This is a genomic window from Streptomyces sp. NPDC029041 (assembly GCF_040637515.1).
GTDB lineage: Bacteria > Actinomycetota > Actinomycetes > Streptomycetales > Streptomycetaceae > Streptomyces.
Window position 1 is genome coordinate 20,846 of the sequence record NZ_JBEZWO010000006.1, and the last position, 13,638, is coordinate 34,483.

At 69.9% G+C, this 13,638-nt stretch carries 9 protein-coding genes; 7 read left to right on the forward strand and 2 right to left on the reverse strand.

All coding sequences use genetic code 11. From position 1 onward, the window contains the following. Positions 1 to 50: 50 nt before the first annotated feature. Complete coding sequence (locus tag AB0F04_RS16300; protein WP_362042020.1) at positions 51 to 2,849, reverse strand: hypothetical protein; 2,799 nt, start codon at positions 2,847 to 2,849, stop codon at positions 51 to 53. A gap of 442 nt (positions 2,850 to 3,291) precedes the next feature. Here AB0F04_RS16300 and AB0F04_RS16305 point away from each other — a divergent pair, with 442 nt between their 5' ends. The 6 genes from AB0F04_RS16305 (at position 3,292) to AB0F04_RS16330 (ending at position 11,503) form a co-directional block, all read left to right on the forward strand. After that, positions 3,292 to 4,290, forward strand: a complete 999-nt coding sequence (locus AB0F04_RS16305) for a LacI family DNA-binding transcriptional regulator (RefSeq protein WP_362042790.1) — start codon at positions 3,292 to 3,294, stop codon at positions 4,288 to 4,290. 123 nt (positions 4,291 to 4,413) lie between these two features. Beyond that, positions 4,414 to 7,425 carry a glycoside hydrolase family 2 TIM barrel-domain containing protein gene (locus AB0F04_RS16310; protein ID WP_362042022.1) on the forward strand — a complete coding sequence of 1,004 codons (3,012 nt, stop codon included), beginning with the start codon at positions 4,414 to 4,416 and terminating at the stop codon, positions 7,423 to 7,425. A gap of 67 nt (positions 7,426 to 7,492) precedes the next feature. Next, positions 7,493 to 8,806, forward strand: coding sequence for a sugar ABC transporter substrate-binding protein (locus tag AB0F04_RS16315; RefSeq protein ID WP_362042025.1), 1,314 nt, complete (start codon positions 7,493 to 7,495; stop codon positions 8,804 to 8,806). 218 nt (positions 8,807 to 9,024) lie between these two features. Beyond that, positions 9,025 to 9,894: a sugar ABC transporter permease gene (locus tag AB0F04_RS16320; RefSeq protein ID WP_362042027.1), complete on the forward strand. Its 870-nt coding sequence runs from the start codon at positions 9,025 to 9,027 to the stop codon at positions 9,892 to 9,894. Further along, on the forward strand, positions 9,891 to 10,769 hold the full coding sequence (locus AB0F04_RS16325) for a carbohydrate ABC transporter permease (RefSeq protein WP_362042029.1): 879 nt from the start codon (positions 9,891 to 9,893) through the stop codon (positions 10,767 to 10,769). Before AB0F04_RS16320 ends, AB0F04_RS16325 begins: the two co-directional genes overlap by 4 nt. Before the next feature lie 164 nt (positions 10,770 to 10,933). Next, positions 10,934 to 11,503 (forward strand): isochorismatase family cysteine hydrolase, encoded by a 570-nt coding sequence (locus AB0F04_RS16330; RefSeq protein WP_362042031.1) that lies wholly within the window; start codon positions 10,934 to 10,936, stop codon positions 11,501 to 11,503. A 66-nt stretch (positions 11,504 to 11,569) separates the two neighbouring features. On the opposite strand, the gene AB0F04_RS16335 is transcribed toward AB0F04_RS16330, so the two are convergent. Then, positions 11,570 to 12,301, reverse strand: coding sequence for a flavodoxin family protein (locus AB0F04_RS16335; protein ID WP_362042034.1), 732 nt, complete (start codon positions 12,299 to 12,301; stop codon positions 11,570 to 11,572). A 125-nt stretch (positions 12,302 to 12,426) separates the two neighbouring features. On the opposite strand from AB0F04_RS16335, the gene AB0F04_RS16340 reads away from it, so the two are divergent. Continuing rightward, the gene (locus AB0F04_RS16340) at positions 12,427 to 13,431 is read left to right on the forward strand and encodes an NAD-dependent epimerase/dehydratase family protein (protein ID WP_362042037.1); all 1,005 of its coding nucleotides are present in this window, start codon (positions 12,427 to 12,429) and stop codon (positions 13,429 to 13,431) included. The last annotated feature ends 207 nt before the right edge of the window (positions 13,432 to 13,638 follow it).

Genomic DNA, 13,638 nt, shown 5'->3' on the forward strand with positions numbered 1-13,638 from the left:
CCTGACGGCTGAGGCCGGCCCGTCCCACGGGACGGGCCGGCCTCGAGCGTCTACGGGGTCACGGTCACCCTGGGTGCCATGTCGGCGTTCGCGTTGGTGAGCTTTCCGGAGCCGGTGGCGCCTTCGGAGCTGACGAAGCGCAGCTCGTGGTTGGTGCCCGTGACGCCGACGGCGAGCAGGAGCGTGGACTGGTTGGCCGCGTAGGCGTTCTGGACGAAGGAGGTGATGTCGACGGTGATTCCGCGGCCGTCGATGGCGTTGCCCTGGTGGGTCCCGCCGCCCTCGGGGATGATGGTCGAACCGAGGGTGAAGGTGGCCGACCTCGCGACGGAGGAGTTCGTGGCGGTGAAGCTCGGCCGGTTCTGCCAGGTCATCGTGGTGACCGGGCAGGACGTGCCGCCGCCGGTGCAGACGGTGTCGCTGACGGGTTGCACGAGGAGCTGGTCGGTGTCGGTCGACGGGACCGACGAATAGCGGTGGCCGACGTAGGTGAGACGGAGTGTCGCCTGGCTCGGCGCCCTGGTGAGACCGGTGAGAGGGAACCGGATGTAGGAGAGCTTTCCGTCACCGGATCCGGTGGTGTACTGCTCGCCCATCAGGCCGACCCCGGTGTTGCGGGTGATGAGGGTCAGGTCCGACGAATTGTTCGAGGTCTGATCGCCGGTCCACGCGCCCACCCAGGTGTCGCCGTTGGTGAAGCTGCCGGTCTTGACGTTCTGGGTCTGTCCGTTCGCGTCCGTGTAGGTGTTGGTCAGCGTGCCGACGCCGCTCGTCGTCAACGGGAACTGGCTGGTGTACTGGACGAGCTGGCCCGCGACGCGGAGGTTGTTCAGCGTCGCGTTCGTCACTCCGGTGATCGTGTTGCTCGCGCTCTTCGAGAACCACACGTTGTCGAGGGTGACGGTGCCGATCGGGGCCTTGGTGTACGAGTACGTGGCGCCCGACCCGTCGGGGTTGGGGGCGTACCCCCAGTTCGCCTGCTGGTCGGCGGTGATGGTCTGGGTGGTCCCGTTGCCGCCGCCGACGCTGATCGCCGCGCCCGTGAACCGGGAGTTGTCGATCGAGCTGTTCTTCACCACGACGCTCTGGATACGCGGGTAGGTGTTGGAGTTGTTCATCACGGTGATGCCACCGACCTTGGCCGACACCGAGTTGAGGTTGTCGAACGTGTAGTTGGTGAGCCGGTACCCGTTCGCCTGGTATCCGAGTCGGATCGCGTTGCCGGCATTGACAGTCCAGTTCAGCGTGTTGCTGACCGAGATGTTCGCCGAGTCGGCGTTGTCCCACTCGTTGGCGTCGAACCCCAGGTCGTCGGCGACGGCGTCGTAGGCGCCCACCGCGTTGACGTAGCCCTGGACGTCGGCGGTGGAGGTGCCGAGCTTGAAGTTGTTCCACACACCGGGGGAAAGGGGGGTGAATCCGTTGCTGGGGTTGTAGTGGCCGGAGGCGAACGCGTCGTCGTTGCCGAGGGTGAAGACGCCGTTGGCGGTGATGTCCTGGCCGCTGGCGAAGTCCGTCCCGTCCACCCACGGCTGGGCGTACGGGGTGAGGGCCTTGATGTTGTTGAACGTCACGCTCTTGGCGGTGTGGGTCTCCCAGTTCCACTGCTTCGCGTTGCGCACGTAGGTGTCGTTGAACGTGATGTCCGACGAGTGCATGACCATGGCGCCGCCCTGGTGCTGGCTGCGGTAGGCGTCGTGCAGGTCACCGCTGCTCACGGCGTTGTAGTTCGCCACGCCGTTGCCGTCGAAGACGCCACGGCCGTCGATCTCGATGTCGCTCGAGCCGATGATGCCGATCGCCGGCTCGAACGCCTCCATGTACGCCTGGACGCGGTTCTTCAGCAGGGCCCCTTCGTCGGTGTAGATCTTCAGCTTGCCGCCCTTGAGCTTGCTGCCGTCCAGACCGTCGACCAGCAGACCGGACCACACGTACGTGCCGTTGGGGAAGTAGAGCGTGTTGAGCGCCGTGGGGTTGGCCTTGATGGTCGCGATGGCGGCCTGCAGGGCGTACGTGACGTCGTTGGCGGCCATCACCCGCACCTTCGGGTACCGCACGTTGACGCTGCTCGCGCTCACCAGGCTCCCGGCCGAGGTCTTCTGACCGGCGGGGATGGCGGTGCCGTTGACGGTCCGGCCGGCCATGGAACTGGTCGTCGCGCCGGGAGCCGTCTGAGCCGCGCTGTTCGGGTGCGCCGCGAGGTACTTCGCGGCGAACTGCTGGAAGTTGAGGACACCGGTCTGCAGGTTGACGCCGGAACCGTCCGGTGCGCTCGTGGTGTCCGGTCGCTGCGCCGGGTCCTCCAGCGGGTCGTTGACGACCGCCAGGTAGGGCTGACCCGCCGCGTTGGTCGAGTCGCCGTTGACCATCACGATCGCCTGGTTCAACCCGGCGGCGGCTGACATCTGGAACGTCAGGGTGTGCTTGTCCGTGCTCACCGAGACGCTGCCGGCCGGGTAGTGGCGCGCCGGGTAGACGTTCACCGTGTTGATCGTGGTGCTGGGCAGCGTGACCGTGATCGTCGGCGTGCGGGAGTCCGACGCGAAGCGCGCGATGTCGAAGTTGTGACCGCTCTGGTTGTACTGCACCGCCTGGACGGGCGTGCCCGCGACCTGCACCTGGTACTTGGCGGACGCCACGTCCGGAGACGTGGTCGTACCGCCTCCGACTCCCGTCGGCGCGTAGGTGTGGACGGTGGTGGCGGCTTGTGCGGGGACGACGCCGGTGAGCATCACGCTCGCCACCGTGACGGTGGCGCCGACGGCGGCCGCGATGATGCGGCGCACGCGCGAGCCGCGTGGCGCCGTGGAGGGAGTCGGGTCGGCATCGTCGCCGGCCGGTCGGAACATGCCTGTCTCCTCAGGACTAGACCTTTCCAGGTCTGTTCAGGTGCTCCGCGTCTGCTGGAGACGGCGCGGAGCATGCGCGATGCCGCGGCCGGGCTGCGGCCGTCGGCGCTGTCGCGACCGAGAGGACCACCACGACGCCTTGGGGGCGACGGCACCGAGTGACACGGAGTGGTGGTGCGCGCGGTGAGCCGTGGACGCTCTCTCATTGACCGATCCACGCGATCGGCGTGGCCGGGATGTTAATCCCGCATTTCCGGAGCCGTCAACGCTTCAACCGCTCTTCAGGGGCAAACCCGGGTGCGACGTGCACTGTTCTTGCCGCATGCCGGTAACCGCTGGATCACGACCTTTCGGCGAAGGCTTGCTCTGTTGCGCCCCCCGACCTACGCTGACGCCACTTACGTGGATCGATACATGTTCTGGGGGTGCGCCCGTGGTGACGATGGCGGAGGTGGCCGCCCGGGCGGGTGTCGCCAAGCAGACCGTCTCGAACGTGGTGTCCGGCAAGAAGGTGCGGCCGGAGACCCTGGCGAGGGTGAACACGGCGATCGCCGAGCTCGGCTACAAGCCGAACCTGGTCGCGCGCTCGCTGAGAACCGGCAGCACGTCGACGGTGGGGCTGTTCGTGCCCTCGGTGGCCAACCCGTTCTATTCGGAGGTGGTCGAAGAGGTCGAGAACGTGCTGGTCGGCCACGGATACAACCTGCTGCTGGCCACGACCCGCGACGATCCCGGCTACACCCGGATCCATCTGGAGAACCTCGCCGCGCGCTCGGTCGACGCACTGCTGGTGGCCGGGGACAAGGGCGTCGCGCAGCAACTGCCGATGCTCACCGAGGCCGCCTTCCCGGTCGCGCTGTTCGCCTGGGAGGGGGACCCCCCGACCACGCTGCCGGTGGTGTCCATCGACTACGAGCACGCCGGGTACCTGGCCGGGCGCCACCTGAGGGATCTCGGTCACCACAACGTCGCGGTGATCGCCGATCTCCCCTCGCACGCGCCGCGTGTGCGCGGGTTGCGCCGGGCGTTCGCCGACGACGGTCTGAGCATCGACGAGAGCAAGGTATTCGCCTGCACCAGAGACGACGCCGCCGGCGGGTTCGCCGCGGGCCGTGCCGCGCTGGAGGCGGACCCGGAGCTGACGGCGATCTTCGCCACTCACGACATCCTGGCCGTAGGTGCCGTCGAGGCGGTGGTCCGGTCCGGGCAGCGCGTCCCCGGCGACGTCAGCGTCGTCGGCTTCGACGACATCGCCCAGGTCGGACAGATCCAGCCGGCGCTGACCACGATCACCTTCCCGAAGCGGGAGATGGCCCAGCAGGCCGTCGAGCTGCTGCTGCGCGCCGTCGACTCCGGCCGGCCGCCGACCAACGTCATCTCGCTGCTGCGCCCGGCCCTGACCGTCCGCGACAGCAGCGCCCCGCCCCGGGCGGCCGGATAGCACCTGGCAACGCTCGGCCTTCACGTCACCCCCGAAGATCCCGCGGTGAGTCCTGCCCTGCCGGTTTCCCACGACCTCCGCGCCTTCGGCCTCCACGCTTCACGACAGAAAGCACCTCCACTGATGAAAGACCTCGGCCCGCACGCCTACGTCGAAGACCGGTCGCCGGGCACCGGACGGCTGCGGCCGCGCGCCGCGTTCGCTTCCGGCCTGCCCGCGATCGTGCTCGACGGCGACTGGAGATTCCGACTGGCGTCCGGACTGGACGACCTCACCGGGGACTTCGCCGCTCCTGACTTCGACGACACCGCCTGGGACCTGCTCGCCGTGCCCTCCTGCTGGCAGATGACGGGCCTGCCCGGCGAGCCGCGCTACGGTGCTCCGGCCTACACCAACATCCTGTACCCGTTCCCGGTCGACCCGCCGCGGGTGCCTCGGCAGAACCCGACCGGCGAGTACCGCCGCGGGTTCGACGTGCCGGACGGGTTCCCGGCGTCGACCGCGGTGCTCCGGTTCGAGGGCGTCGACTCCGCGTTCGCGGTGTGGCTCAACGGAATCCGGCTCGGCGACGGCAAGGGCAGTCGGCTGACCACCGAGTTCGACGTCTCCGCGGTTCTGCGGCCCGGCCGGAACGTACTCGCGGTCCGCGTGCACCAGTGGTCGTCCGGCAGCTACCTGGAAGACCAGGACATGTGGTGGCTGTCCGGGATCTTCCGGTCGGTGTCCGTGGCCGCCCGGGGTGTCGAGGACTTCTTCGTCCACACCGCCTACGACCACACGACGGGTCGGGGCACCCTGGCCGTCGACGTCACCGCCCCCACCCCGGTGTCCCTGTCGGTGCCCGAGCTCGGCATATCCTCCGCCGATCCGGCCGGTCCGCACGTGATCGACGGCATCGAGCCCTGGTCGGACGAGCAGCCGCGCCTGTACACGGGCGAACTGGTCTCCGAAGCCGGGGAGCGGATACCGCTGCGCATCGGCTTTCGCACCGTGGCCGTCGTGGACGGCGTCCTGACCGCGAACGGCAAGCCGATCTCCCTGCGGGGCGTCAACCGCCACGAATGGCATCCGCTGACCGGGCGGACCCTGACCGAGGACACCATGGTGAGCGACGTGCTGCTCATGAAGCAGCACAACATCAACGCGGTGCGCACCAGCCACTACCCGCCCGACCACCGCTTCCTGGACCTGTGCGACGAGCACGGCCTGTGGGTGTTCTGCGAGGGCGACCTCGAGACGCACGGCTTTGAACCCGGCGGCTGGCTGCGCAATCCCAGCGACGACCCCACATGGCGCGAGGCCTACCTGGACCGGGCCGCGCGGCTGGTGGAACGCGACAAGAACCACCCCTCGGTCATCGTCTGGTCACTGGGGAACGAGTCCGGCACCGGAGCCAACCTGGCCTCCGCGGCCGAGTGGATCCGGCAGCGCGACGACAGCCGCCTGATCCACTACGAGGGCGACTTCGCGAGCTGCGCGTACGTCGACCTGTACTCCCGCATGTACATCGGTGTGGACGAGCTGGCCGCCGTGGGACGCCGCCAGGAGGCACCGACGGCTGATCCGGCCGACGACGCGCACCGCCGCGCCCTGCCGGCCGTGCTGTGCGAATACGGACACGCCATGGGCACCGGCCCCGGCGGGCTGTCCGAGTACCAGCAGGTCATCGAGGCACATCCGCGCCTGGCCGGTGGATTCGTCTGGGAGTGGATCGACCACGGGATCGCCCGGCTCACCGGGCAGGCGGACACCGGACAGGAGGACACCGGACAGGAGGACACCGGACAGGAGGCCCTCCACTCGTTCTACGCCTACGGCGGGGACTTCGGCGAGGAGGTCCACGACGGCAATTTCGTGGCCGACGGGCTGCTCTTCCCCGACCGCACGCCGTCGCCGGGCCTGGCGGAGTACAAGAAGGTCATCGAACCGGTCCGGATCCACATCGACCCGGCCACGCGGCGGATCAGCGTGCACAACCTGCACCACGTCCGCGACAGCGGCTACCTGGACTTCCGATGGAGCGTCGAGGACGGCGGTGAGCCGGCGGGCTCCGGCGGCCTGAGCGTGCCCGCGACCGCTCCGGGCGCGACGACCACCGTCGCATGGCCCGCCGACCTCGCGACCGCGCTCGAAGCGGCGCGCGAGAACGACTCCGGCCACGAGGTGTGGCTGACCGTGACCGCGGTGCTCGCCGCCGACGAGACCTGGGCCGTGGCCGGCCACGAGATCGCCTGGGCGCAGGGGCCGGTCGGGGCACCGGCCGCCTCGCCCGCCCCCTTCACGCCGGCGCCTGCGGTCGCGCACGTCGACCACATCGCCCTGGGTCCAGCGCGGTTCGACGCCCGCAGCGGAGTGCTGACCCGGCTCGGCGACCTGGAGCTCGACGGTCCTAGGCTGGACATCTGGCGGGCCCCGATCGACAACGACCTGCTCAACGCCTTCGGCGAGCCGCAGGCCCCCGCCTGGTTCGCCGCCGGACTGCACCGGATGCGCCACGACGTCCTGGGTGTCGAGCCCGACGCGTCGGGGCTCACGGTCACCGCCCGGCTGGCCGCCGCCGGGTCCTCCTCCGGGCTCGGCGTGGTCTACCGCTGGACGGCCTGCGACACAGCGGACGCGGATCGGACCCGGCTCCGGCTGGAAGCAGTCGTCACCCCCTACGGCTCATGGCCGGTGCCGCTGCCCCGGCTGGGAGTCGCGATGTCGCTGCCCGGCACCGACGCCGACGTCGAGTGGTTCGGTCCCGGCCCCGGTGAGGCGTACCGCGACTCCCGTGCCGCGGCTCGCGTCGGCCGCCACCGGTCGACCGTCTCGGCGATGCAGATCCCGCAGGTCCGCCCGCAGGAGAACGGCAACCGCCACCAGGTCCGCCACGCCAGGATCACCGCGCCGGGCGGCACTCTGCTCATCACCGGCGACCCGGTCATCGACCTGACCGTCCGTCCCTGGAGTACCGAAGCCCTGGCCGCCGCGGCCCACCAGCACGACCTGGTCCGCGACGGCAGACTCCATCTGCACCTCGACCACGCGCACCACGGCCTGGGCAGCACTGCCTGCGGCCCGGGTCCGTCGGCACCGAGCGTCCTGGCCGCGGTCCCCACCGCGTTCGGCCTGGAGTTCGGCACCGGCCGGTAGGCAGGCCTGCACGCCCGCCCACCGGCCATCCAGTAAGTCCTCTCCCTGTCACAGAAGGTTTCCTCACATGGACAGCACCACCATACGCACCCGCAGAGTCCTGACGCTGGCCACCGCGGCGCTGCTCACGGCCGGCCTCAGCGCGTGCGGCGGCGCCGCGAGCACCCCCGGCGACGGCCCTGCCGACAGCGGGCCGGTGAGCATGGAGTTCTGGGGCTGGGCCCCCGGCTACGACAAGATCGTCGACCAGTGGAACGCCGCCCACCCGGACAGCAAGGTCACCTTCAAGAAGATCCCGTCGGGCGGCAAGGGCGGCTACACCCAGATCACCAACGCGATCACCGCCGGCAAGGGACCGTGCCTGGCCCAGATCGAGTACGGCACCCTCCCGTCGATGCTCGTGAAGAACACGGTCATGGACATCACGCAGTACGCGAAGGCCGACATGGCCAAGTACGTCCCGTCGGCCGTCTCGGCCTCCAGCGTCGGCGGCAAGATCTACGGCGTCCCGGTGGACGTCGGCCCGATGGTCCTCTTCTACCGCAAGGACCTGTTCGCCAAGTACGGCATCACCAAGCCGCCGGCGACCTGGGCCGCGTACAAGGCCGACGCCGAGAAGGTCGCAGCCGCCGACCCGAGCGTGAAGTTCGGCACCGCGCCCGGCGACGGCAACGATCTGGCGGCCTTCAGCCTGCAGACCGGCAAGTCCTGGTACTCGACCCACGGGGACAGCTGGACCGTCAGCATCGACAACCCCGGCACACGGAAGGTCGCCGCCTACTGGCAGGGCCTGAAGGACAAGGGTCTGGTGACGAAGACCGGCAACGCCTGGGACCCGCAGTTCAACAAGGCCGCCGAAGAGGGCAAGGTGCTGACGTTCGTCAACGCGGCCTGGGCCGCCGGCGGCCTGAAGTCCGACCTGAAGGACCAGTCCGGCAAGTGGGCGGTCGCCCCGATGCCGACCTGGAGCGCCGGCGACGGCAAGAGCGCCAGCAACGGCGGCTCGGCCACCTCGGTGATGACCGGCTGCAAGAGCCCCCGCGAAGCCGAGCGGTTCGCCGCGTTCCTGTCCTCCGACCCGAAGGCCGTGAGCACCGGCATCACCGTCGGCGGCCTGTACCCGGCGTCGAAGGCCGGGCAGAACGACCCCTCGCTCGCGGGGGGCGACCCTTACTTCGGCGGTCAGAAGGTCGGCGAGCTGTACAAGGCCTCAGCGGCGCAGGTGCCCACCACCTGGACCAACGGCCCGACCTACCAGCAGGTCCAGACCGACTTCACCACCGCCATCGGCCAGGGCACCCTGCCCGCTGCGGTCACCAAGGTCCAGGCCTCGACGGTCGCCGCGATCAAGCAGCTCGGGCTGTCGGTCACCGGCGGCTGAGCAAGCGGGACTTCAGCCGACCCCGAAGGGTTCCCGCGGCCGCCCGTACCCGGCGCCGCGGGCACCCGCTCCCCGACGACGCACCGCCCAGCGAGGTTTCTTCCATGAGCAGTCCCAGCAGCGCCCCGACCGCGTCACCGCCGCGGCCGGTACCCGCGGCCACCCCCCGGACTCCCCCTGCCGGTCGGCGTCGGCGCGGCACCGGACGCCGTACCGCGTTGACCGCGACGGGTTTCCTGGCGCCGTTCGCGGTGCTCTTCCTGACCATGATGATCGCGCCGATCTGCTACGCGGTCTACCAGAGCTTCTTCACCGTCCGCCGCACCGGGCTGTTCGGCGGCACGCAGTCCACACAGTTCGCGGGACTGTCCAACTACGCCGCCGCCTTCGGCGACCACGACTTCATCGCGTCGATCATCCGGGTCGTGCTGCTGGGCTGCGTCCAGGTCCCGGTCATGCTCGGCCTGGCCCTGCTGCTCGCGCTGCTGCTGGACTCCCGCTCGGCCCGGCTGCGCAAGACCTTCCGGCTCGCGTTCTTCCTGCCCTACGCGCTGCCCGGTGCGATCGCCGCGGTGATGTGGTCGTTCCTCCTGGCGAAGAGCCTGTCGCCGTTCACCGGACCGCTGTCCCACATCGGGATCACCACCGACTTCCTGTCGCCGTCATGGGTCCCGGTCTCGATCGGGAACATGATCACGTGGGGCTGGACCGGCTACAACATGCTGATCATCTACTCCGCGCTGCAGACGATCCCCGCCGAGGTGATGGAGGCCGCCGCGCTCGACGGCTGCACCGGATGGCGGCTGGCGTGGCAGGTGAAGATCCCGCTCGTGCGTCCCGCGCTGGTGCTGACCACGGTCTTCTCCATCATCGGGACGGCGCAGCTGTACACCGAGCCGGCGGTGCTGGTCGGTGCCCGCATCCCGGGCGTCTCACCGAAGTTCTCGCCGATCATGAACACGACTCTGGGCATGGACCTGGGCGACCAGAACCTGGCCGCCGCAGAGTCCGTCGTGCTCGCGCTGATCACCCTCGTGCTCTCGTTCGGATTCCTCAAGTACACCCAGCGCAAGGGAGCGATGGCATGAGCGTGATCCAGGCCGGCCGGCCGACCCGCACGGGCCGCCGCGGCCCCGACATCGCGAGCAAGGTCGCCGTCAACGGGGTGCTGGGCCTGATGGCCCTGTACACGCTGATCCCGCTGTGGTGGCTGTTCGTCTCCGCGACCAAGGGCTCGGGTTACCTCTACACCGGTACGCCGCTGTGGTTCTCCCATTTCGACCTGGTCGCCAACATCAAGACCGTGTTCAGCTTCGAGGGCGGGATCTTCTCCACCTGGCTCGCCAACAGCGCGCTGTACAGCCTCGTCGGCGCGACCGTCAGCACCCTGCTGTCCGCGATGGCCGGCTACGCGCTGTCCAAGTTCAGCTTCCGCGGCCGGGAGGGCGTGTTCAACGTCATCCTCGCCTCGGTTCTCGTCCCGGCGCCGATGTTCGCCCTGCCGTTGTTCCTGCTCATGGCCAAGCTCGACCTCACCAACTCGTACTGGTCGGTGCTGCTGCCCAGCTGCGTCAGCCCGTTCGGCGTCTACCTGTGCCGGATCTTCGCCGCGGCGTCCGTTCCGGGCGAACTGCTGGAGGCCGCACGACTCGACGGAGCGGGCGAGCAGCGCACCTTCTTCGGGATCGCCCTGCCGCTGATGGCCCCGGCGCTGGTGACCGTCTTCCTGTTCCAGTTCGTCGGTATCTGGAACAACTACCTGCTGCCCTCGCTCATGCTCAACTCCCCCTCACGACTGCCTGTGACGGTGGGCCTGGTGCAGTGGCGCTCGGAGTTCGCCAACGGCGTGCCGCCGCTGCTGCCGATCACCGGTGCGTTCCTGTCGCTGATCCCTCTGCTCGTCGCCTTCATCAGCCTCCAGCGCTTCTGGCGCAAGGGCCTGACCGCGGGCGCCGTCAAGTAGGTCTGAGCGGGTCCGTTACGCGCGCCGCGCCGCCGGGTACTCAGCAGTACGTTCCCGGCACCCGTACCACACGCTCCACTCGGGAGATCCGATGCTCCGACTTCCCCATCGAACGCAACGCACCGGATCCCATGAGTGACGGCACCGGAGGCACGGTGAAGGACATGGAACGAGGCGCGGACCCGAAGCGGTCGGCTCTGATCGTGATCGACATGATCAACACCTACGATCACGAGGACGCCGAGCTTCTCCTGCCGTCCGTCGAGCCGGTCGTGCCCGTCCTGACGGAGCTGCTCGGCCGGGCCCGCGAGGCGGACGCTCCCGTGATCTACGTGAACGACAACTTCGGCCGGTGGCGTTCGCACCACGGAGAGCTGCTGGACGCGGCGCTGTCCCAGCCGAACGCCCACCTGATCGAGCCCATCCGGCCCGACGACCGGTCGCTGTTCGTGATGAAGGCCCGCCACTCGGTCTTCTTCGAGACGCCCCTGTCCTACCTGCTGTGGAGCCTGGACGTCGGACACGTGGTGCTGACCGGCCAGGTCACCGAGCAGTGCGTCCTGTACTCCGCGCTGGACGCGCACATCCGTCACCTGGAGGTGACGGTGCCGAGGGACGCCGTCGCCTCCATCCACCCCCACTTGGCCTCCGCCGCCCTGGAGATGATGGAGCTCAACATGGGCGCCCGCATCATCACGGCGAAGGAGACCGAGTTCCCGCCCCGCAAGACCTGAGGGGCGGCCGCCTCGGAGTCAGCCGCAGCGGCGTCCGGTGTTGCCCAGCCGGGCCGGCCCGACCGGTCAGCGGTGCTCGGGGTTGTCCGCGCCCGGACGGCAGCCGGCGTCCCACTGCGAGCGCTGGTTGCCGTGGGCGGGGACGCCTCCGGCGCGCTTCAGCAGAGCCGCGATGTGCATCAGGTTCCAGGTCATGAAACTGGTGTTGCGGTTGGTGAAGTCGTTCTCCGGGCCGCCCGAGTCCGGGTCCAGGTACGACGGCCCCGGGCCGGCCGCGCCGATCCAGCCGGCGTCCGCCTGGGGCGGGATCGTGTAGCCGAGATGCTGGAGGCTGTAGAGCACGTTCATCGCACAGTGCTTGATGCCGTCCTCGTTGCCGGTGATGAGACAACCGCCGACCCGGCCGTAGTAGGCGTACTGCCCTTGGGAGTTGAGCAGCGAGGAGCAGGCGTAGAGGCGCTCGATGACCTGCTTGGTGACGGAGCTGTTGTCGCCCAGCCAGATCGGCCCGGCCAGGACCAGGATGTCCGCCGCCATGACCCTCTCGTACAGCGCCGGCCAGACGTCCGAGGCGAAGCCGTGCTCGGTCATGTCCGGGTAGACGCCGGGTGCGATGTCGTGGTCGACGGCACGGATCAGCTCCGTGGTCACTCCCGCCCCCTCCATGATCGACCGGCTCTTGTCGATCAGGCCCTGGGTGTGGCTGCGCTGCGGGGACGGTTTGAGGGTGCAGTTGATGTAGAGGGCGGTCAGGTCGTCGAAGCGGTGGGCCGCATCGGGTGCGGAGGATGCTGTCATGCGGGCAGAATCTCGCATCATGCCCCTTTTGCTGCGGTTCGGCGCACCCGTGCACGTCTTACGGAGTCATGACGTACGGCCGTGCTCAACGCGGTGCGGGACCGGTGAGCGCCTAGCGTGCCCGTATGCGCGTACTGGTCACCGGCGGTGCCGGATTCATCGGGTCCCACGTGGTCACCGCCCTGCGGGAGCGGGGGCACGAGGCGATCGTGTTCGACGTGCGGGAGGATCCCGCGGCCGACGTCCGGGACCCGGCGGCGGTGGGCCGCGCCCTGGCCGGTGTGGACGCCGTGTGCCACCAGGCCGCGAAGGTCGGGCTCGGCGACGGCGTCGCCGACGCGGCGGACTACGTCTCGCACAACGACCTGGGGACGGCCGTACTGCTCGCGGCCATGGCGGAGGCAGGAGTACGCACCCTCGTGCTCGCCGGGTCGATGGTCGTCTACGGGGAGGGACGGTACGTGTGCGCACGGCACGGGGTGGTCAGGCCCGGGCCGCGGACCGTCGCCGATCTCGGCGCGGGCCGGTTCGAGCCCGTGTGCCCCGCGTGCGGGCAGGACCTCTCCCCCGGCCTGGTCCACGAGGACGCCCCGGCCGACCCGCGGAACGTGTACGCGACGACCAAGCTCGCCCAGGAACACCTGGCCGCCGCCTGGGCCCGCTGCACCGGTGGGTCGGCGGTGTCGCTGCGCTACCACAACGTGTACGGGCCGGGCATGCCCCGGGACACTCCCTACGCCGGTGTCGCCTCCTTCTTCCGCTCGGCGCTCGCCAGGGGCGAGGCCCCCCGGGTCTTCGAGGACGGGCGGCAGCGCAGGGACTTCGTGCACGTGCGGGACGTGGCGGCGGCGAACGCCGTGGCACTGGAGGCCGGGGCCACGGCTCCCGGCGCGCTGACCGCCTACAACGCCGGCAGCGGCGACCCGCACACCGTGGGCGAGATGGCCCGGGCCCTGGCCGTCGCGCACGGCGGGCCCGAACCGGTCGTCACGGGTGAGTACCGGCTCGGGGACGTCCGGCACATCACCGCGGACTCCTCCCGGCTGCGGGCGGAGCTGGGATGGAAGCCCGAGGTCGGCTTCGAGGAGGGCGTGCGGGAGTTCGCACAGGCGGGGATGCGCGAGGGATAGGGACGGGCGGCTTCGGGCCGGGTCCAGGACGCGGCCGCGCGGGACCCGTGCGCGCGGCCGCGCGCAGGACCTGCAGCGGCCAGGCACGCCCGCGAGTCGAGCACCGGTGGCTGCGGCCGCGCGCAGGCCACGGCCACCGGCGCGGACGCCAGGACAGACCCGGCGGCTGCGGCCGCACGCAGGACATGACGGCCCGCGGGGACGAGC